Source organism: Pseudomonas rhizoryzae (genome assembly GCF_005250615.1).
GTDB classification, from domain to species: domain Bacteria; phylum Pseudomonadota; class Gammaproteobacteria; order Pseudomonadales; family Pseudomonadaceae; genus Chryseomonas; species Chryseomonas rhizoryzae.
In genome coordinates, this window is sequence record NZ_SULM01000004.1 from 19,141 (window position 1) to 39,343 (window position 20,203).

The following is a 20,203-nucleotide window of genomic DNA, read 5'->3' on the forward strand; positions in this document are numbered from 1 at the left end:
TACCTCATAACTTTATCTTTTGAGCAGGGCTTTCGCGACGCGGGCGACCGGTGCTGCCCCGGTCTCGGCCCTAACTACCTGACCAGACAGGTCTTTCTCCACGTTGGCGCGCTTGGGCACAGGCCTTGCTCCGCTGCTGTTGCCCTTGAGGCCCTACAACAATAAGGAGAAGGCTATGAGCGAACACCCGACGCCCTTCCTGGATGACGCGCCCTGGCGCGAGCGAATCTTCGATGGCGAGTGGATCGCCGCCCAGGGCGGCATCCTGGAGGTCACCGAACCCGCTACCGGGCGGCTGTTGCATCGCACGGGACTGGCCAATGCCGCCGACATCGACCAGGCCTGCAGCAAGGCCGCCCAGGCGCAACCCGATTGGGCAGGGTGGACCGCGCGGCGGCGGGCGGCGCTGTTTCTCGCCGCCGCCGACCGGCTCGAACGGCACCGCGCCGAGCTGGCCCCGCTGATCGCTCGCGAGACTGGCGGCATCCTGCCCAAGGCCGAGCTGGAACTGCGCGAGGCCGGAGTCATCCTGCAGCAGGTCGCCGGCCAGCTGTTGCAGCCCCATGGCGTGGTCTTGCCCAGCGAACGTGGTGCCCTGTCCTATGCCCGCCGACTGCCCCATGGCGTGGTGGGCGTGATCTCACCCTTCAATTTCCCGCTGATCCTCTCGCTACGCGCCGTGGCGCCGGCGCTGGCCTGTGGCAATGCCGTGGTGCTCAAACCGGATCACCAGACGCCGGTAAGTGGCGGGGTGCTCATCGCCCGGCTGTTCGAAGCGGTCGGCCTGCCCCAGGGCGTGCTGCAACTGGTGCCGGGGCAGGCCGAGGCGGGCGCGGCCCTCTGCGCCCATCCCCAGGTGCGCATGATCGCCTTCACCGGGTCGACCCAGGCTGGGCGCCAGGTGGCCGAAACCGCCGGGCGGCATTTGAAGAAGGTGGCCTTGGAACTGGGCGGCAAGAATCCGCTGATCGTGCTGGACGACGCCGATCTCGACCGCGCGGTGGGCTGCGCCGCCTGGGGCAGCTTCCTGCACCAAGGCCAGATCTGCATGGCCACCGGGCTGATCCTGGTCCAGCAGGAGATCGCCGCGGCCTTCACCGAGCGCCTGGCGCTCCGCGCCGCGGGCCTGCGGGTGGGCGATCCGCTCAGCCCCGGTACCCAACTCGGTCCGCTGATCAACGCCCGGCAATTGCAGCGCGTGCAGGCCATCGTCGCGGACAGCCTGGCCGCTGGTGCCCGGCTGGAGCAGGGCGGTAGCCATGAAGGCCTGTTCTATGCCCCGACCGTGCTGAGCGGCGTACGCCCCGGCATGCGCGCCTTCGATGAAGAGATCTTCGGGCCGGTGGCCAGCGTGGTCACCTTCACCGACGAGGCCGAAGCCATCGCCCTGGCCAACCGCACCCCCTACGGCCTGACCGCCGGGGTGCTCTCCGGTTCCCTGGCTCGCGCCCGCGCCCTGGGTGAGCGGCTGAACTGCGGGATGCTGCACCTCAACGACCAGACGGTGAACGACGAGGTGGTCAACCCCTTCGGCGGCCGCGGCCAGTCCGGCAATGGCGGCAGCGTCGGCGGCCTGTGCAACTGGGACGACTACAGCCAGTGGCAGTGGGTGACGGAGCACGAGGAGCCGCCGCGCTATCCCTTCTAGCCCGCTTCATTCCATCAATAACAACAAGAGGAAAATCCCATGACTCTGAATGGCAAGACGCTGGTGATCACCGGTGTGGCCTCCGGTATCGGTGCCGAACTGGCGCGCCTGGCCCGTTTCCACGGCGCCCATGTGATCGGTGTCGACCGCAATCAGCCCCAGCTCAGTCTGGATGAATTCCACCAGGCCGACCTGGGCGACCCGGACAGCATCGCCACCCTGGTCGACCGCCTACCGGAGCGCCTGCACGGCCTCTGCAACATCGCCGGGGTCCCAGGCACGGCGCCGGCGACGACGGTGGCGCGGGTCAACTACCTCGGGCTGCGGCTGCTCAGCCAGCAACTGGTCGAGCGGCTGGGGCAGGGCGGCGCCATCGTCAACGTCGCCTCCATCCTTGGCGCCGAATGGCCGCAGCGCCTGGAGCAGCACCGCACGCTGGCGCGGATCGCCGACTTCGCCGAGGCCCAGGCCTGGCTGGCGGCGCACCCGGTGGAGCAGGCGACCTGCTACCAGTATTTCAAGGAGGCGCTGATCGTCTGGAGCTTCGTGCAATCCCAGACCTGGCTGCGCGAATTCGGCGTGCGGCTGAATTGCGTGGCACCGGGGCCGGTGTTCACCCCCATCCTCGGCGACTTCGTCAGCATGCTCGGCGAGGAGCGCGTCGCCCGCGACAGCCAGCGCATGCTGCGCCCCGCCTTGGCCGACGAGGTGGCCGAGGTGATCGCCTTCCTCTGCAGCGACGCCTCGCGCTGGATCAACGGCGCCAACCTGCCGGTGGATGGCGGCCTGGCCGCCAGTTACGTCTGACCCCGATCGCCGCGCTGGTCTGGCGCGGCGATCACGTTCTCCCACAACAAGAACAATCCCAGGATGACGTCATGCGCAAAGTCCTTAGCCTCGCTCTGCTGGCTGCCGCCAGTCTCTGTTCCACCCTGGCCCAGGCCTACGACCTGCCCGGTCTCAACCTCGGCTCCACCAGTTTCTACGATGGCGCCCCCGCGCCGGACGGCCCCGGCTGGTACCTGGCGGAATACCTGCTCTATGGCAAGACCAGTCGCTTCAACGACCAGGACGGCCGCAAGCTGCCGCTGCCCAAGCAGGACCTCACCACCTTCGCCCCGGTGACCCAACTGATCTATGTCGGCCAGCCGTTGGCCAATGGCGCCATGCCCGGTTTCACCGCCATCCTGCCCTGGCTGGCCAAGGCCGATGTCGACGACGGTCTCGGCGGCCGGGCGCTGAGTTCACGCCAAGGGGTGGGCGACCTGACCCTGGGCGCCTTCCTGCAATTGCCCACCAGCCTGCGGCCAGACGGCGGGCCGCGCCTGGCCCAGCGTGTGGAGGTCGACATCCTGGCGCCCACCGGCCGCTACGACCGGGACCGGGCGATCAATCCGGGCAGCAACTTCTGGTCGTTCAATCCCTACTATGCGGCGACCTATTGGCTGACCCCCCAGTGGTCGCTATCGGGGCGTTTCTACTATCTGTGGAATGGCAAGAACGACCAGCCGCTACGCAGCTTCGGCGATGTCTCCGACACCCAGGCCGGCCAGGCGCTGCATGCCAACCTGACCACCCAGTACGCCCTGAACGACCGCCTCAGCCTCGGCCTGAACGGCTATTGGCTCAGGCAGATCACCGATACCCAGGTGGATGGGCATGACGTCAGTGGCCGCCGCGAGAGGGTCTGGGCCTGGGGGCCGGGCCTCACCTACGCCTTCTCCAAGCAGAACCTGGTCACCTTCAACAGCTACTTCGAGCAGGACGCCGAAAACCGCACCGAGGGACGCAAGTTCGTCATTAACTTCTTGCATAAGCTGTAACGACGGCAGACCCGGTCGACCAAGTCTCAGCGGTCGATCGGGATACCCGGGCTCGGCGGCGGGGGCGGGGGTTGCATGGCCTGCGGATGGGGCACCATGTGCCAGGTCTCGTGGCGCGGCCGTTCGATGTACACCGGGTAGGGCTGGTAGATCACCCTGGGCCCCTGCGTCGTTATCCCTTGATGGTGCGAAGTCGAGTAGGCAGAAGAGGAGGAGGAGGAAGATGACCCGCCAACGATGGTGATGCCGTCGGCCGGACGGGGCGCTGGGGGAATGATGATGATGTTCTGCTGCTGGGGTGCCACGGCTGCCGGTGGCGGATTGGGCGCAGGCGTTGCCGGGGTGAAGCCGTTGGCAGAGGATTGCAGCGGAATGACGGTGACCTGGCTACCCGCGGGACAGGCACCCAGGGTGTAGGTGGTCTGGCCCTGGGCGTCCACGCACTTGAAGACGTCCTGGGCCATGGCGGTCCCGGTGGTGACGAGCAGTAGACAACACAGCAGGGACCGCATGGCAGGGTGACTCCAGCGCATTGTTCGCGTGATTGCAGCATACAAGAGCCGTGGTTCCATTCCCAAGGTCCGGCCTTTTCTGACTGGATAGAATAGCTACCGCTCAGCAAAAAGGCGGGCTGTAAAGACTGGGCCTCGCCTTGAGGGAAGCGTATAACACCCGGATACATTTACTTTCGGGATCGCGACACGTGAAGTGGCTCGTACTGGCACTGTTTTTTCTGTGTGTTCTCTATGTGCATTTCCGCGGTCGGGTGCGCCATCGTTTCCTGCGCCAGCTCAGTGATCATTCGACCTTCCTGGCGCCGCTCAATACCTTCATGTTCCTCACCTCGCGGGTGCCCAACGCGCCCTATCACGAGGTCGAGCGCTTTCCTGAGCTGCAGGTGCTGCAGGACAATTGGCAGCTCATCCGTGACGAAGCCCTGAATCTGCTGCGCGCCGGCCAGATCAAGAAATCCGCCGAGCACAACGACGCTGGCTTCAACTCCTTCTTCAAGAGCGGCTGGAAGCGCTTCTATCTGAAGTGGTACGGCGACAGCCATCCCTCCGCCATGCAGCTCTGCCCGCGTACCACCGAATTGCTCAAGGGCATCGGCACGGTCAAGGCGGCCATGTTCGCCGAGCTGCCGCCTGGTTCGCGCCTGGTCCGGCATCGTGATCCCTATGGCGGTTCGTTGCGCTACCACCTGGGCCTGGTCACCCCCAACGATCCGCGCTGCTTCATCGAGGTGGACGGCCAGCGCTATCACTGGCGGGATGGCCAGGCGGTGGTGTTCGACGAAACCTTCATCCACTACGCCGAGAACACCACCGACCAGGATCGCATCATCCTGTTCTGCGACGTCGAGCGGCCCTTGCGTTATCGCTGGGCCGGCGCCTTCAACCGCTGGGTCAGCGGTACCCTGCTGGCCTCGGCTGCCTCGCCCAATGACGCTGGCGACAAAACCGGCGGGCTCAATCGCGCCTTCAAGTATCTCTATCGCATCCGCCAGCGTGGCAAGGCGCTGAAGAAGCGCAATCGCTTCCGCTACTACCTCGAACAATGGCTGCTGCTGGCGGTACTGGTCGGCGTGATCATCTGGATCTGAACGGACGACGCTCGTCAGTCGACTTTGAAGTTCGACTTGACCCCAGCCGGGATCACCGCCAATACTAATACTGTATAAATATACAGATTAGGGCGATGGCCATGGACAACATCCTTGCGAGTTCGGCGGCATGAGCGGCGGCGCCAGTCTGGCTCGGCTGTTCGAGGAGCGGCGCCTCTGGAAGGGGCAGACCAGCCCCGAGGCCCGACGTAGCCGGCAGCCCACGGGCGTCGCGGCGCTCGATGCCCATCTGCCTGGCGGCGGGTGGCCGGAAGCGGCCCTGACCGAATTGCTGCTGGCGGGGCCCGGCCACGGTGAACTACGGCTGCTCTGGCCGACGCTGGCCCGGCTGAGCCAGGCCGCCGAGCGCATCGCCCTGATCGCTCCGCCGCTATTGCCCTATCCACTGGCCTGGCAGGCTGCCGGGGTGGCGCTGGAAGCCCTGGTGGTGATCCGCGCCCAGGGCGCCGAGGTGCTCTGGGCGGCCGAGCAATGCCTGAGGTCTGGCTGCTTCGGCGCGGTGCTCTGCTGGCCCGAGCGGGCCGACGATCGCCAATTGCGGCGCCTGCAGGTCGCCGCCGAGAGCGGTCGTACCCTGGCCTTCGCCCTGCGGCCAGCCGCGGCCCTGGACAATCCCTCACCGGCGGCCTTGCGCCTGGAACTCAAGGCGCCCCTCGAACGGGTGCACATCCGCAAGTGTCGGGGCGGTCAACCCGACCTCCTCAGTCTGGCCGGCGGCGTTTGAGCGGGCCATGCGCTGGGCCTGCATCCTCTTTCCGCAACTGGCGCTGGATGCCGTCTTGCGGCGCCATCCGGAGCCGGAGCGACCCCTGGTGCTGCTTGCCGGGCCGCCGCAGCGACGGGTGTTGCAGGCGGTCAATCCAGCCGCGCGAGCCCTGGGGCTGCGTCCTGGCCTGACGCTTGCCGCCGCCCAGGCCCTGAGTCGCGACTTCGAACAGCAGGAACACGATCCTGCCCTCATCGAGGCCGCCGAGGCGCTGCTGGCGGCCTGGGGCTACGGCTTCAGTTCCCAGGTCAGTCGCCACTATCCCCGGGCGCTGCTGCTGGAGGTGCAGTCCAGCCTGCCGCTGCTGGGGCCCTGGCCGCGCCTCGAGCGACGCCTGCGCGACGAACTCCAGGCGTTGGGCTTTCGCCATCGCCTGGCCCTGGCGCCCAATCCGATCGCGGCGCGGATGCTGACCAACGTCGCCGATGGCCTGGTCGCCTCCCTCGAAGACCTGCCGCAGCTGCTCGCCCGGCTGCCCGTGGACCGTGCAGGCTTCGCTCCACAACAGGCCCAGGCCCTGGCACGCATGGGCATCCGGCGGTTGGAGCAACTACTGGCCTTGCCCAGGGCCGCCCTGGCGCGGCGCTTCACCCCGGAGTTGCTGCAGCAGCTGGATCTGTTGCGCGGCAGCCGCAACCTGGCGCTGGAGTTCTACCGGCCGCCGGATCGCTTCGTCACGCGGGTGGAGCTCAACTTCGAGGTGGAATCGCACCAGGCCCTGCTGTTTCCCTTGCGCCGTCTCACCGCCGACCTGGCCGTCTGGCTGGCCAGTCGCGACCGGGGCGTGCAGCGTTTCCTGCTCTGGTTGGAGCACCGCCAGGGCCCGGCTACCGCGCTCACAATAGGGCTGCTGGCCCCCGAGCGCGATGCCGCCTTGCTGTTCGAATTCGCCCGTGGCCGACTCGAACAGTTGCAGGTGGTGGCTCCGGTCCTGGCGCTGCGCCTGGAAAGCGAAGAGTTGCCGCTGTTCGTACCCGAACGCCATGGCCTGTTCGACGAGCGTCCGGCTCAGGCCGTGGGCTGGGAGGTGCTGCGCGAGCGTCTACGCGCGCGCCTGGGCGAGGAGGCGGTGCTCGGTCTCGGCATCCAGGCCGATCATCGCCCCGAACGGGCCCTGGTCTGGCGGCACGAGCGACGGCTGGAGACCAGGCTGCCCGCGGTCCGTCCGGGCTGGCTGCTGAGCGAACCGCGTCCGCTCGACGGCCAGCCGCGCCGCATCCTCGCCGGACCCGAGCGTATCGAAAGCGGCTGGTGGGATGGCGGTGATCAGCGGCGTGACTACTATCGCATCGAGGTGGCCGACGGGCGCCAGGCCTGGGCCTTCCGCCACTATGGTGAAGAGGCGCCCTGGTGGGTCCAGGGCTGGTTCGCATGAGCGGCTATGCCGAATTGCACTGCCTGTCGAACTTCAGTTTCCAGCGCGGTGCCTCCAGCGCCCTCGAGTTGTTCGAGCGGGCCAAGGCGCTGGGCTACGCGGCGCTGGCCATCACCGACGAATGCACCCTGAGCGGTATCGTGCGGGCCTGGCAGGCCGCGCGGCAGGTCGGCCTGCCGCTGCTCGTCGGCAGCGAACTGACCCTGGACGACGGCCTGCGCCTGGTACTGCTGGTGGAAAATCTAGCGGGCTATGAGCGCCTCTGCGCGCTGATCACCCGCGCCCGGCGCCGCGCGCCCAAGGGCCGCTATCAGCTGACCCGGGCGGATCTGGCCCAGCCCCTGCCGGGCCTGCTGGCGATCTGGCTGCCGGGTAGCGAACCGGCCGACGAGGAGGGTGCCTGGCTCAAGAGCGCCTTCGGCGAGCGCCTCTGGATCGGCGTGGAATTGCTGCGCAGCGTCGACGACAGTGCTCGGCTCGCCCAGCTCCAAGCCCTGGGCGAACGCCTCGGCCTGCCCGGCGTGGCCTGTGGCGACGTGCACATGCACAGCCGCGGTCGCCGTGCCTTGCAGGACGTGCTCACCGCCATTCGCCATCATCTGCCGGTGGCCGAGGCCGGCTATCGCCTGCACCCCAATGGCGAACGCCACCTGCGCCCCCTGGCTGTGCTCGAAGAGCTGTATCCCGTGGCGTTGCGCGCCGCAACCCTGGAGATCGCCGCCCGTTGTCGCTTCGATCTGGCCGAGCTGCGCTATCAGTACCCCCATGAGGTGGTGCCCGCCGGTGAGACGGCTACCTCCTGGCTCGCCGAATTGACCCGTCGTGGGCTGGCCTGGCGCTGGCCGGAAGGCGTACCGGACACGGTCGCCAGCAGGGTGGCGCTGGAGTTGGCGCTGATCGCCGAGAAGGGCTACGAGAACTACTTTCTCACCGTGCACGACATCGTCGACTACGCCCGTCGCCAGCATATCCTCTGCCAGGGGCGCGGCTCGGCGGCCAATTCGGTGGTCTGCTACGCCCTGGGCATCACCGAGTTGAGTCCCCTGACCGGCAACCTGTTGTTCGAACGCTTCATCTCCCGTGAGCGCAACGAGCCGCCGGACATCGACGTGGATTTCGAGCATGAGCGGCGTGAAGAGGTCATCCAGTACGTCTTTCGCCGCTACGGTCGCGAGCGGGCCGCGCTCACCGCGGTGGTCAGCACCTACCATGCCGCCGGTGCCCTGCGCGATGTCGGCAAGGCCCTGGGCCTGCCGGGCGACCAGCTCAATGCCCTGTCCGGCTGCGCCGGGCGCTGGACCGATGAGATTCCCGGCCCGCAGCGTCTGCGCGAGGCGGGCTTCGATCCGGACAGCCCACTGTTGCAGCGGGTACTCATCCTCGCCGGCCAATTGATCGGCTTTCCCCGGCATCTTTCCCAGCATCCCGGTGGTTTCGTCATCTCCGAGGCGCCCCTGGCGACGCTGGTGCCGGTGGAGAACGCTGCCATGGCCGAGCGCACCCTGATCCAGTGGGACAAGGACGACCTCGATGCCGTGGGCCTGCTCAAGGTCGATATCCTCGCCCTGGGCATGCTCAGCGCCTTGCGCCGCTGCTTCGACCTGGTCGCCGACTGGCGTGGCCAGCGCTGGACCCTGGCCAGCCTGCCCCAGGAGGATAAATCCACCTATAGGATGATCTCCCGCGCCGATACGGTCGGGGTGTTCCAGATCGAATCCCGCGCCCAGATGGCCATGTTGCCGCGCCTCAGACCCCGGACCCTCTACGACCTGGTGATCGAGGTGGCCATCGTCCGGCCCGGTCCCATCCAGGGTGACATGGTGCATCCCTACCTGCGCCGCCGTAACAAGGAAGAAGAGGCCGACTACCCCCATGACGAGTTGCGCCCGGCGTTGCAGCGCACCCTGGGGGTGCCGCTGTTCCAGGAGCAGGTGATGCAGATCGCCATGATCGCCGCCGAGTACACACCGGGCGAGGCCGATCAGTTGCGGCGCTCCATGGCCGCCTGGAAGCGTCATGGCGGCCTGGAGCCCCATCGCCAGCGGCTGCACGATCGGATGGTCGAGCGCGGCTATAAACCGGAATTCGCCGCGCGACTCTTCGAGCAGATCAAGGGTTTCGGCAGCTACGGCTTTCCCGAATCCCATGCCGCCAGCTTCGCCCTGCTGACCTATGCTAGTTCCTGGCTCAAATGCCATGAACCGGCCGCCTTCGCCTGCGCCCTGGTGAACAGCTGGCCGATGGGCTTCTACAGCCCGGACCAGGTGCTGCAGGACGCCCGTCGCCATGGCATCGAGGTGCGCGCCGTGGATGTGCAATGCAGCGACTGGGACTGCCGGTTGGAAGCGAGCGCTGGTCCGCAGCCGGCGATTCGCCTCGGGCTACGCCTGGTGCAGGGCCTGGCGGAAGCGATCGGACGGCGCCTGGTGGCGGCCCGGGGCGCGAGTCGCTTCGAGGATGTGGAAGACCTGTGCCGGCGGGCCGACTTGGATAATCGCGCCCGTGGGCAACTGGCCGATGCCGGAGCCCTGGCGGATCTCGCTGGTGATCGCCACCAGGCGCGCTGGGCCATGGCCGGCGTGGAGCGCCAGCTACCGCTGTTCGCGGCGGCTAGCACGGCCGCCGAAGAGCGCCCGGAATTGCCCGCCCCCAGCGTCGCGGAAGAAGTTCACGCTGACTATCGCACCCTGGGCACTACCCTGGGTCCACACCCGTTGACCCTGTTGCGCGGTGAACTACAGACGCGGCGTTGCCGGGATTTCAGCCAACTGAGCGAAGTCCGACCGGGGGCCTTGGTCCGGGTCGCCGGACTGGTGCGGGGACGGCAGCGACCGGGCACGGCTAGTGGCGTCATCTTCGTGACCCTGGAAGACGAGCACGGCATGCTCAATGTGGTGGTCTGGCGCGCCGTGGGCGAGCAGCAGCGAAGGCCCTTGTTGCAGGCACGGCTGTTACAGGTCGAAGGGCATCTGGAGCGGGAAGCGGGGGTACAGCACCTGATCGCCGGTCGGTTGACCGATCTGACTCCGCTGCTCGACGAACTCATGGTGTCGAGTCGGGATTTTCACTAAGGGCGTACGGGGAAGAAGGGGAAGGGTGCAGCGGGAGGGCTGTCTTCCGAAGCGCTCGAGAGCGCCCGGAAGACAAGAATCGACCAGACAGCCTTAGCTGACGGCGTCTTTCAGGCCTTTGCCGGGCTTGAAGCCGGGCAGCTTGGCAGCGGCGATCTTGATGGTGGCACCGGTCTGCGGGTTGCGGCCTTCGCGAGCAGCGCGCTCTTTCACTGCGAAAGTTCCGAAACCGACCAGGCTAACGCTGTCGCCTTGCTTCAGGGCGTCGGTCACCGCAGTGGTGAAGGCGTCCAGGGCTTTGGCAGCGGTGGCCTTGGGCAGGTCGGCAGACGCGGCAATGGCGTCGATCAGCTCAGCTTTATTCATGTAAAAACTCCATGTGTGAGTATTGGCCAGGCAGTATAGCGGCAGCTTTGCCTTGCGTAGAGCCTTTGTGAGCCTCTACGTGGCCGGTTGAAGCAGCCTAGTTGTTCGGCGCTACAGGATACGCATAGCGGGCGAAAGAGCGATAGGGTATTCCATGATGCAGGGGCGTGAAAACCTGATCCGTACTGCATTTTCCACGCTTTACAGCCCAACCGTCGCCTTTTTGGGCAGCGGCAGGGACCGTTTGGTTTCCTTTAGGCGACTCGGTCCGGCGAAAGATGAGGCTGCAGCGGCGGTGTCAGCGGCGGCAGGCCATGGGCCGCACGGGCGGCATCGCAATGGGGATTGGGCTCGCCGTTTTCCCAGGCGGCCATGAATTCACGGCAGGTACTGGAACGATTCTCATAGATGGTGCAGCGGGTGCCGCAACCGACCTCGCCCAAGAGCGCCGTACAGCGCGCGGGCTTCTGCTCCGTGCCCTGCATCGCCACCAGGTGGGGCGTGATGGCCAAGGTCAGGTTATCGGGGACCAGGCCGCCTGCCGATTGGCATTCGCCCCAGTAGAAAGACACGCGGAAATAGGCGCAGCAGGCGCCACAACTCAGGCAAGGATTCTCGGTCGACATGCACGAAGGCCATCGCAGAAACCGGCGGCGCCGGCGGGACAAGGGCGGATTCTAGGCAAGCCCCAGCAGCCTGCGAAGCCCCCGGCAACGACCGTTCGGCGGCGACCTACGGCACTCTCGCTCCGGGATCGGGAGTGACCAGATGCCGCTGTAGCCAGGCGATGAACACCCTGACCTTGGCCGGCACCAGTCGGCGGTGCGGATAGACCGCATGGATGGCGATGGCCTGGGTGTGCCAAGAGGCGAACAGTCGCGCCAGGCGGCCGCTGGCGATGTCTTCGCCGACCAGGAAATCCGGCTGGCGGATGATGCCGTGTCCGTCCAGCGCCGCCCGGTGCAGCACGCTGCCGTTGTTGGCGCGCAAGGGGCCGCCGACCTTGACCTGCAGGCGTTCGGTGCCACGCTGGAATTCCCAGTCATCGCCGTCGCTGGCATAGCTGTAGAGCAGGCAGCGGTGCTGCCGCAACTCGCTTGGATGCTCCGGGCGGCCGTGCAACTGCAAGTAGGCGGGCGCCGCGCAGACGAACAACTCCACCGCCCCCAATGGCTGCGCCACCAGGCTGGAGTCGCTCAGCTCGCCGATGCGCACGGCGAGATCGAAGCCTTCCTCGACCAGCCGTACCTGGCGATCGCTGAGTTCCAGGTCGATGGAAACGTCCGGGTATTCCTGCAGGAAGCTGCTCACCAGCGGTGCCAGGTGGCGTACGCCGAAGGTAAGGGGGGCGCTGACCCGCAATCGGCCCCGGGGTCGCTCGTGGCCTTCCTGCAGACGCTGTTCGAGGGCATCCAGATCACCCAGCAGGGGCACGATGCCTTCGTAGAGGGTACGGCCGGCCTCGGTCAGGCTCAGGGTTCGGGTGGTGCGCTGCAACAGCCGGGTACCGTAATGCCGCTCCAGCGCCGCCAGGTATTTGGTGAGGGCCGAGCGAGACAGTTCCAGACGCTCGGCCGCGGCAGTGAGGCTACCCAGTTCGACGATCCTGACGAAGGCCTCCAGCGCGCGCAGGGTATCCATACCTTGTTTCCTCTTCGTGCACAGTGCATTCGCAGTTTGCGGCTTTATTCGCGTTATGGAAACAGGACAATGAGCCTATCTTCCCTGAACGAGTGCCATCATGAACGACCGTACCGCTCCTTACGCCGCCCTTTTACTGCGCATCGCCTTGGGCGTGATGTTCCTGGCCCACGGCCTGACCAAACTGCTGGTCTTTACCCTGCCAGGTACCGCTGCCTTCTTCGCCTCGGTGGGTTTTCCCGGTTGGCTGGCCTATCCGGTCACCTTTTTCGAGCTGGCGGCCGCTATCCTGTTGCTCCTGGGTGCCTGGGTCCGTCCGGTGGCGGCGGTCGCTGCCGTCCAGTTGTTCGTCGCCGCGACCGTGCATTTCGGCAATGGCTGGTCGTTCACCAATCCCCATGGTGGCTGGGAGTATCCGGTCTTCCTCGCCGTGACCGCTGCGGCGCTGGCCCTGCTGGGCGCCGGTCGGCCAGCCTGGGATGCCCGCAAGCGCGCCTGATTCTCCCTTCATGAGGTAACCGCCATGTCACTTCCCACCTTGTTCGTTTCCCACGGCTCGCCCATGGAGGCACTCGACGCCGGCGCGGCGGGAGAGGCTTGGCGGCGTCTGGGGCAGACGTTGCCCACGCCTGCAGCCATCGTCGTGGTGTCGGCGCATTTCGATACCCAGGTGCCGGTGTTCGGCCGCGCCGAGCGACCGGCCACCATCCATGACTTCTACGGCTTTCCCGACGCCCTCTACCAACTGGACTATCCCGCGCCCGGTGCCCCGGCACTGGCCGAGCAACTGGCTCAAGGACTGCGTGACCAGGGCTGGGAGGCGCGTACCGGCGAGCAGGGGCTGGATCATGGTGCCTGGGTGCCGCTACGCTATCTCTATCCCGCGGCAGGGATTCCGGTGGTGCCCCTGTCGATGAGCGCGGCGCGCGGGCCGGAGTATCACTTCGCCCTGGGCCAGGCATTGGCACCCCTGCTACCGGCGGACACCCTGCTGATCGGCTCGGGTAGCCTCACCCACAACCTGGGTGATTTCCGCCGGGGTGGCAGCGAGTCGCCCGCCTATGTGGCGGAGTTCCAGCAGTGGATGCAGGACCGTCTGCAGGCGCGTGATCTGGCAGCCCTGCTGGATTACCGCCGCCAGGCACCCAGTGCCCGCCAGGCGCATCCCACCGACGAGCACCTACTGCCCCTGTTCGTCGCCCTGGGCGCCGCCGACCCGGAAGGGGATTTCGCCATCCATCACGACGGCATCGCCCATCGCATCCTGGCGATGGATCTCTACGGTTTTTCCCGCCACTGATGCAAAGCGAAGGCCCGGCTCACTTGGTGAGCCGGGCCTTTTTCAGGGGAACATCCGGCCTCAGCCGAACAGCTGCGGACCGTAGCCCCACATCAGTACCGTCGTGGCCATCAGCACTTCCAGTACCAAGACCCCAATGGCCAGCGTCGAGCCGGACATGATGAAGCCTTCGCGCTGGTCGATATTGAGGAAGGATGGAATGCCGGTGTAGAGCAGGTAGGCCGAATAGGCCAGGCCGACGATGCCAGCGATAGCACACAGCCACACCAGCGGATAGAACCCCACCAGCCCGCTCAGCAGCATGGGGGTGGCCACGTAGCCGGCGAACAGGATGCAGCGATTGGCACTGGGTCGATCCGGATAACGCCGCGCCAGCCAGTGGATCACATGACCCATGGCCACCACCGCGGCCATGATCAGCGCATAGCTGATGACCGCCAGTACCACCGCGGTTGGGAGATCCAGCACATGGGCTTCACCGCCACCGAAGCGCCAGCCGAAGGTGGTGGTGCCGACCAGGGAGGCCACCACGGGAATAGCGGCCAGGAAGGCGACGTGGTGGGCGAAGAAATGCCCGACGGTTTCTCCCTCACGGCGAATCTGTTGCCATTCGCGATCGGGATGGGCCAGCAGGCCCCAGACATGATTGATCATGATTCTGCTCCTCACCCGCTGTGGTCGCCGCAAGCGGGCCTCTAGGTGATGGCGAACGCTGGACTAACGCATCTGGCGACTTCCTTATGAGTATAGAAGGGCTCTGGAATGCGTCATGCGAGCCGACGAAGGGTCGCTTGCTTCGAAACGAAGCGACCAGCGGCGCCCGGGCACCAGCCTGGTGCGTTTTCTGCCGAGCTTTACCCGGCTTTATGAGGATTTGCCAATACCTGACCACTTGGACAGGTTTTTGCTTGGTCAGGGCATCTGTTACCGCCAACGAGGCCTGTCATGCCAACTCTCGACATCATCATCGCCGGTGCCGGCATGGGCGGGCTCAGCGCCGCCCTGGCACTCCAGCAAGCCGGCCACCGCGTACGGCTGTTCGAGCGTGCCGTGGAGCTGGCGCCCATCGGCGCGGCCATCTCCATCTGGCCCAATGGCGTGAAGGTGCTGGACCGCCTGGGCCTGGGTCCAGCCATCGCCGCCGTGAGCGGCGACATGCGCACCATGAGCTACCACGATCAACAGGGGCAATTGCTCACGCGCTTCAGCCTGCTGCCGTTCTATGACGCCGTCGGCCGCCCTGCGCAGCCCATCGCCCGGGCCCAGCTACAGCGCCTGTTGCTGGACGCGGTGGGCGCGGAGCGGGTAACGCTTGGTGTTGGCTGCGAGGGGTTCGCGCAAGATGAGCAGGGGGTGACGGTAACACTCAGCGACGGTCGCCAGGAGCGGGCCGACCTGCTGATCGCCGCCGACGGGACCCACTCGCGGCTGCGAGATCGGGTGGTGGGGCAGTCGATCACCCGCGACTACTGTGGTTACGTGAACTGGAACGGGCGGGTGAAGATCGCCCCGGATCTGGCCGAAGAACATGAGTGGGCGCAGTTCGTGGGTAATCACCAGCGCGTCTCGCTGATGCCCATGGGCGGCGATGAATTCTACTTCTTCTTCGATGTGCCGCTGCCCAAGGGGACGCCCAACGACCGTAGCCGCTACCGCGAGGAGCTGGCCGGGCATTTCGCCGGCTGGGCACCGCCGGTGCAGCGCCTCATCGAGCGCCTGGATCCCCAGGGGGTCGCCCGGGTCGAGATCCACGATACCCGACCGCTGACCACCCTGGTGCGCGGGCGAGTGGCCCTGCTGGGCGATTCGGCCCATTCCATGGCGCCGGACCTGGGGCAGGGTGGTTGCCAGGCCATGGAGGATGCCTGGGTGCTGGCGCGTTGCCTGGAAGCCGACGCCGATCCACTGGCAGCCTTGCAGGCCTACGAGCAGGCCCGCGTCGAGCGGGTCGCCGGCATCGTCGAGCGGGCGCGCAAGCGCTGCGAGATCACCCATGGCCAGGCTCCCGAAGCCACCCGCGCCTGGTACGCCGAGCTGGCCGAGGAAACCGGCGAGACGGTGATCGCCGGCTTGCGCAAGACCGCGGATGGTGGCCCGCTGTGAAATAACCGGCTTTGAAATGGCCAGGCGAGCGGGACGAATGGCGGCGCCGGGGGTCGAAAGGCCCACGTCTCTCGTCGCCCAAGCCCTCGTTGGAGAATCGCCCATGCGCCTGCGTCTCGCCCTGACCCTCGCCAGTTCCTTCGCCCTGGCTCCGCTGGCCTTCGCCGCCGAGCCTGGCTGCCCTTATCCGCAGACGGTGAAGTTCGCCGGACCCAACTGGGAGAGCGGCATGTTCACCACCGAGGTCCTGCGCCTGTTGGTGGAGAAGGGCTATGGCTGCCAGACCGACGCGGTGCCCGGTAACACTGTGACCCTGGAGAACGCCCTGGCGCAGAACGACATCCAGGTCACCGGCGAGCAGTGGGCGGGTCGTAGCCCGGCCTGGCGCGCGGCGGAGAAGGCCGGCAAGGTGTTCGCCGTGGGCGAGACGGTCAAGGGCGCCACCGAGGGCTGGTGGGTGCCGGAATACCTGGTCAAGGGCGACCCTGCGCGGGGTATCGCGGCCAAGGCGCCGGACCTCAAGAGCGTGGCCGACCTGCCGCGCTACAAGGAGCTGTTCCGCGATCCGGAAGAACCGGGCAAGGGCCGTTTCCTCAATTGCCCCACCGGCTGGACCTGCGAGATCGTCAACACCCAGAAGCTCAAGGCCTATAAGCTGACCGACAGCTACACCAACTTCCGTACCGGCACCGGTCCGGCGCTGGATGCCGCCATCGCCACCGCCATGCGTCGGGGCGAACCGGTACTCTTCTACTACTGGTCGCCGACCCCGCTGATGGGGCGCTACAAGCTGGTTCAGCTGGAAGAGCCGCCCTTCAGCGAAAAAGCCTGGGAGACGCTGTCGGACCCGAAGAATCCCAATCCGCTGCCCTCGCGGTCGCTGCCGGCCAAGATCACCATCGGCGTTTCGCGTGACCTGCACGACAAGGCACCGGCCCTGGTGGCACTGTTCGAGAAGGTGCAATTCCCCCTCGACCAGTTCAACGGCATTCTCGCCGAGATGGCCGAGAAGCACGAAGACGCCCCGGTGGTGGCCAAGCGTTTTCTCAAGGAGCATCCGGAGGTCTGGACGTCCTGGTTGCCGGCGGAAAACGCCGAGCGGGTGAAGGCGGCGCTCTGAGAGCCTTTTCAAAATCTGCTGCGCGTCGGCCAAACTGCGTTGAAAATGGCTTCGGAATGCTCATTTACCACTTGTAAACTCCGCTTCCTCAGCCCTTTTCGTGGGGCCGCCTAGGCCTTGTTTGGCTCTAGCTCGCTAGATTTTAAACAGGCTCTGAGGGCGGCATGAGGGATAATGGCGGTTTTCCGTGTTGGAGCCGCCCATGACCGTCGCTGCCCTCACCATGTACGTCGAACCTGCCGAGGTCCGCGACGCCTATCGCCAGCTGGCCGAGGCCGTGGCGCGGCGGTTGGATGTCGAACTCGCGCCCGCACCCGCGGAGCTGTCGACGCTTTGGACCCATCCCGATCTGCTGCTGGCCCAGACCTGCGGCTATCCCTGGGCGACCCGCCTGCGCGGTCAGGTCCGTCTGGTCGCCGCGCCGCGGTATGGCTTCGAGGGCTGCGCAGGAGCCGAGCACTGCGCCTTCATCCTGGTGCCGGAAACGCTGGAGGCCCAGAGCCTAGCCGACCTGCGCGGCAAGCGAGTGGCCCTCAATGGCCTGGACTCCAACACCGGCATGAACCTGCTGCGCCACGCCGTGGCACCCCTGGCCGAGCGGGGGCGTTTCTTCGGCGAGGTGATCGTCAGTGAGAGCCACGCCAATAGCCTGGCCCTGTTGCAGCAGGGGCATGCCGATGTCGCCGCGGTGGATGCCGTGACCTATGGCTATCTGCAACGCGCCGAGCCTGGGCGCGTCGCCGGTCTGCGGCTGCTGCAACGCACCCGACCGAGCCCGACGCTGCCCTTCATCACCGCGGCCAGCCGATCCGATGCCGAGGTGGATGCCTTGCGTGCGGCCTTGAACGCCAGCCTCGCCGCCGAGCCCGAGCTGGGTGGCAGCTTGGCCATCGAGGGTTTCGCGGCGGTGGATGAGAGCACCTATCTGCCGCTGCTGGACTGGCGCCGTGAAGCGGTGGAGCAGGGTTATCCAGTGATTGCCTAGTTTGGGCTGAGGCGACTCCATCGTCGAAGCCCCACATGAGGGGCTCAGCCTTGCCTTGTTGGGCTTCGCTGCGCTCAGCCCAACCTACGGGTCCTAGCCCTGGCGTAGGTTGGGTTGGAACGGCTTTATCGTCGAAGCCCAACATGAGGGCTCAGCCTTGCCTTGTTGGGCTTCGCCGCGCTCAGCCCAACCTACGGGTCCTAGCCGTAGCGTAGGTTGGGTTGAGACGGTTTCATCGTCGAAGCCCAGCAGGAGGGCTCAGCGTCGCACCGTTGGGCTTCGCTGCGCTCAGCCCAACCTACGGGTGCCTGCCTCCTGTAATCGCTTGAGCTCCACCAGATCGTGGCTGCAGAACAGCGTCAGCCCCAGGTCCTGGCGTAGGGAGAGTTCGCGTAGCCGGGCCTGGTTGTCCAGGCGGCTGGTGCGGTCCGCTTCCATCAGCCGCTGGTAGAACCTCAGCCCTGGGGTACAGCGGCGCTCAAGGTGGCCCATCTCCTCACGGTATAAATAGGCGTCGCCTGCGTGCAGCAGCCAGCCGCCGTCATGCTGGATGGCAATGCCAGCATGGCCGGGAGTATGGCCGGGCAGGGGGATCATCAGGATTTCCGATGGCAGGCCGGGCAGGTCGCGGACGCTGGCGAAGCCCTGCCAGGCTTCGCCCTGCGGCTCATGGAACCGCCAGTGGCGGATGCCTTGCCACTGCGCCGGGCTGTAGCGCCGGCGGCCGATGAAGCCGTGGCGCTGCCGCTGGGCCTCCCATTCCCGCTGCAGCACATGGACCTGGGCCTGGGGAAAGTCGTCCAGTCCGCCGGCATGATCGAAATCCAGATGGGTCAGCACGATATGGCGCACGTCACCCGGTCGAAAGCCCAGCCGGCGGATCTGCGCCAGGGCGCTGAGCTCGGGATCGTACTGGATACGATTCATCATCCGGAAGAAGGGACTCAGCCGCCGACCCCGCTCCTGCAGATCACGTTCGCCGAAGCCGGTGTCCACCAGCACCAGCCCGGAATGGTCGGTCTCCACCAGCAGGCAATGGCAGGCCAGGTGGGCGGCGAGACCGCGGCTGAAACCGTCATACAGCGACCCGCCCAGGGGGCACATGCAGCCGCAATTGAGGTGATGGATACGCATGGTGGACTCCGCGTGGGTGTCCTGCGGTAGAAGAGGCGAGGGCGGGCAAAGTTCGAGCGTAGCGGCGGCTATCGTGGATGCCTGCCGGTAGTCATTGCTGGCGAATTGTTCAGCGGCCAATGCCGGAGACGGCAGCGGCCAAGGGTGAAGAGTTTTTGCGCCAGGCCCATTCTTGAGCACGGCCTGTGGTGGTCGGCTGAACCCCAGGCCTTCCGTGCTGACCAAGCTAGGATCGCCAGCGGACCGGCTCTGCCACCCTGGCCCGCCCAGTGCAGACGGAGCCTTCCATGCCCATAACCTTTCCCCGCCGTTCCCTCCTGGCCGCTGGCCTGTCCCTTGGCCTGCTCGCCGCCGGCTCCGCCCAGGCAGCCGACTGGTGCGCCAGCAAGCCCGTGAAGTTCGCCGGGGTGAACTGGGAAAGCGGCATGCTGCTCACCGAGCTGATGGGCTTCGTCCTGCAGCATGGCTACGACTGCAAGGTGGATAGCATCCCCGGCAACTCCATCACTCTGGAACAGGCGCTGGCCAACAACGACATCCAGGTGTTCGCCGAGGAATGGATCGGCCGCAGCGAGGCCTGGAACAAGGCCGCCGCGGCCGGCAAGGTGGTCGGGGTGGGCGCGCCCATCGAAGGCGCCACCGAAGGCTGGTACGTGCCGCGCTACCTGGTGGAAGGCGAGGGCGCCAAGGCCCCCAACCTCAAGACCATCGCCGACCTCGGTCAATACGCCGAGCTGTTCCGCGACCCGGAAGAGCCGGGCAAGGGCCGCTTCTACAATTGCCCGGCCGGCTGGACCTGCGAACTGGAAAATACTCAGATGCTGCAGAGCTACGGCCTGAGCGACAAATACACCAACTTCCGCCCCGGCACCGGTCCGGCGCTGGATGCGGCCATCGTCTCGGCCACCAAGCGCAAGCAGCCGATCCTCACCTACTACTGGTCGCCGACACCGCTGCTGGGCCGGGTCGACATGGTGCAGCTCAAGCCCCGTGACGGCGAAGCCAAGCGCATCCAGGTGCAGGCTGGCCTGTCCAAGGCCTTCCACGACGGCGCCCCCGAGCTGGTCGCCGTGCTGAGTCGGGTCAACGTGCCCATCGAGCTGCTCAACCGCACCCTGGCCGAGCAGGCCGAAGCCAAGCAGGACGCGCCCACCACCGCCAAGGCGCTGCTCAAGGCCCATCCCGAGCTGTGGCAGGCCTGGGTGACCGACGCCGCGGCGCGCAGCAAGATCCAGGCGGCGCTCTAG

General features: G+C 66.6%; 19 protein-coding genes. 13 read left to right on the forward strand and 6 right to left on the reverse strand.

All coding sequences use genetic code 11. The features are described 5' to 3' along the window. The first annotated feature begins 175 nt into the window (after positions 1 to 175). The 3 genes from FAZ11_RS06665 to FAZ11_RS06675 all read left to right on the forward strand — a co-directional run bounded on the left by FAZ11_RS06665 (position 176) and on the right by FAZ11_RS06675 (position 3,471). Positions 176 to 1,648: a benzaldehyde dehydrogenase gene (locus tag FAZ11_RS06665; RefSeq protein ID WP_058773953.1), complete on the forward strand. Its 1,473-nt coding sequence runs from the start codon at positions 176 to 178 to the stop codon at positions 1,646 to 1,648. A 39-nt stretch (positions 1,649 to 1,687) separates the two neighbouring features. Beyond that, positions 1,688 to 2,455 carry a coniferyl-alcohol dehydrogenase gene (locus FAZ11_RS06670; protein WP_058773954.1) on the forward strand — a complete coding sequence of 256 codons (768 nt, stop codon included), beginning with the start codon at positions 1,688 to 1,690 and terminating at the stop codon, positions 2,453 to 2,455. Positions 2,456 to 2,526: 71 nt separating this feature from the next. Next, a complete protein-coding gene (locus tag FAZ11_RS06675) occupies positions 2,527 to 3,471 on the forward strand; it encodes a SphA family protein (protein ID WP_058773955.1) in 945 nt (314 codons plus the stop codon). Between the two features lie 26 nt (positions 3,472 to 3,497). On the opposite strand, the gene FAZ11_RS06680 is transcribed toward FAZ11_RS06675, so the two are convergent. Next, complete coding sequence (locus tag FAZ11_RS06680) at positions 3,498 to 3,983, reverse strand: DUF4124 domain-containing protein (protein WP_058773956.1); 486 nt, start codon at positions 3,981 to 3,983, stop codon at positions 3,498 to 3,500. 191 nt (positions 3,984 to 4,174) lie between these two features. Between FAZ11_RS06680 and lpxO the strand changes: the two genes are divergently transcribed. The 4 genes from lpxO (at position 4,175) to FAZ11_RS06700 (ending at position 10,307) form a co-directional block, all read left to right on the forward strand. Then, positions 4,175 to 5,074, forward strand: coding sequence for a lipid A hydroxylase LpxO (gene lpxO / locus FAZ11_RS06685; RefSeq protein WP_058773957.1), 900 nt, complete (start codon positions 4,175 to 4,177; stop codon positions 5,072 to 5,074). Between the two features lie 130 nt (positions 5,075 to 5,204). Beyond that, entirely contained in the window at positions 5,205 to 5,819 is a 615-nt protein-coding gene (gene imuA / locus FAZ11_RS06690) for a translesion DNA synthesis-associated protein ImuA (RefSeq protein ID WP_058773958.1), read from the forward strand. 7 nt (positions 5,820 to 5,826) lie between these two features. Continuing rightward, a complete protein-coding gene (locus FAZ11_RS06695; RefSeq protein ID WP_058767866.1) occupies positions 5,827 to 7,236 on the forward strand; it encodes a Y-family DNA polymerase in 1,410 nt (469 codons plus the stop codon). Beyond that, positions 7,233 to 10,307 carry an error-prone DNA polymerase gene (locus tag FAZ11_RS06700; protein ID WP_058773959.1) on the forward strand — a complete coding sequence of 1,025 codons (3,075 nt, stop codon included), beginning with the start codon at positions 7,233 to 7,235 and terminating at the stop codon, positions 10,305 to 10,307. The genes FAZ11_RS06695 and FAZ11_RS06700 overlap by 4 nt, the downstream gene beginning before the upstream one ends. A gap of 93 nt (positions 10,308 to 10,400) precedes the next feature. Here the strand turns inward: FAZ11_RS06700 and FAZ11_RS06705 are convergent, their stop codons facing one another. From FAZ11_RS06705 to FAZ11_RS06715, 3 genes are all read right to left on the reverse strand, one after another. Then, entirely contained in the window at positions 10,401 to 10,673 is a 273-nt protein-coding gene (locus FAZ11_RS06705) for an HU family DNA-binding protein (RefSeq protein ID WP_007159052.1), read from the reverse strand. Positions 10,674 to 10,927: 254 nt separating this feature from the next. Continuing rightward, positions 10,928 to 11,299, reverse strand: coding sequence for a YkgJ family cysteine cluster protein (locus FAZ11_RS06710; RefSeq protein ID WP_058761061.1), 372 nt, complete (start codon positions 11,297 to 11,299; stop codon positions 10,928 to 10,930). Positions 11,300 to 11,405: 106 nt separating this feature from the next. Then, positions 11,406 to 12,314: a LysR family transcriptional regulator gene (locus FAZ11_RS06715; RefSeq protein WP_058773960.1), complete on the reverse strand. Its 909-nt coding sequence runs from the start codon at positions 12,312 to 12,314 to the stop codon at positions 11,406 to 11,408. Between the two features lie 97 nt (positions 12,315 to 12,411). Here FAZ11_RS06715 and FAZ11_RS06720 point away from each other — a divergent pair, with 97 nt between their 5' ends. After that, the gene (locus FAZ11_RS06720) at positions 12,412 to 12,813 is read left to right on the forward strand and encodes a DoxX family protein (RefSeq protein ID WP_058773961.1); all 402 of its coding nucleotides are present in this window, start codon (positions 12,412 to 12,414) and stop codon (positions 12,811 to 12,813) included. A 24-nt stretch (positions 12,814 to 12,837) separates the two neighbouring features. Further along, a complete protein-coding gene (locus FAZ11_RS06725; protein ID WP_058773962.1) occupies positions 12,838 to 13,614 on the forward strand; it encodes a DODA-type extradiol aromatic ring-opening family dioxygenase in 777 nt (258 codons plus the stop codon). Between the two features lie 60 nt (positions 13,615 to 13,674). Here the strand turns inward: FAZ11_RS06725 and FAZ11_RS06730 are convergent, their stop codons facing one another. Further along, positions 13,675 to 14,268 (reverse strand): Yip1 family protein, encoded by a 594-nt coding sequence (locus FAZ11_RS06730; RefSeq protein ID WP_058761057.1) that lies wholly within the window; start codon positions 14,266 to 14,268, stop codon positions 13,675 to 13,677. A 291-nt stretch (positions 14,269 to 14,559) separates the two neighbouring features. On the opposite strand from FAZ11_RS06730, the gene hpxO reads away from it, so the two are divergent. The 3 genes from hpxO to FAZ11_RS06745 all read left to right on the forward strand — a co-directional run bounded on the left by hpxO (position 14,560) and on the right by FAZ11_RS06745 (position 17,822). Further along, positions 14,560 to 15,717, forward strand: coding sequence for an FAD-dependent urate hydroxylase HpxO (gene hpxO / locus FAZ11_RS06735; protein WP_058767861.1), 1,158 nt, complete (start codon positions 14,560 to 14,562; stop codon positions 15,715 to 15,717). 103 nt (positions 15,718 to 15,820) lie between these two features. Continuing rightward, positions 15,821 to 16,837, forward strand: a complete 1,017-nt coding sequence (locus tag FAZ11_RS06740; protein ID WP_058767860.1) for an ABC transporter substrate-binding protein — start codon at positions 15,821 to 15,823, stop codon at positions 16,835 to 16,837. Positions 16,838 to 17,039: 202 nt separating this feature from the next. Further along, positions 17,040 to 17,822, forward strand: coding sequence for a phosphate/phosphite/phosphonate ABC transporter substrate-binding protein (locus FAZ11_RS06745; protein WP_058767859.1), 783 nt, complete (start codon positions 17,040 to 17,042; stop codon positions 17,820 to 17,822). Between the two features lie 288 nt (positions 17,823 to 18,110). On the opposite strand, the gene FAZ11_RS06750 is transcribed toward FAZ11_RS06745, so the two are convergent. Next, positions 18,111 to 18,956: an MBL fold metallo-hydrolase gene (locus FAZ11_RS06750; RefSeq protein ID WP_058773965.1), complete on the reverse strand. Its 846-nt coding sequence runs from the start codon at positions 18,954 to 18,956 to the stop codon at positions 18,111 to 18,113. 287 nt (positions 18,957 to 19,243) lie between these two features. On the opposite strand from FAZ11_RS06750, the gene FAZ11_RS06755 reads away from it, so the two are divergent. Then, the gene (locus FAZ11_RS06755) at positions 19,244 to 20,203 is read left to right on the forward strand and encodes an ABC transporter substrate-binding protein (protein WP_058773966.1); all 960 of its coding nucleotides are present in this window, start codon (positions 19,244 to 19,246) and stop codon (positions 20,201 to 20,203) included.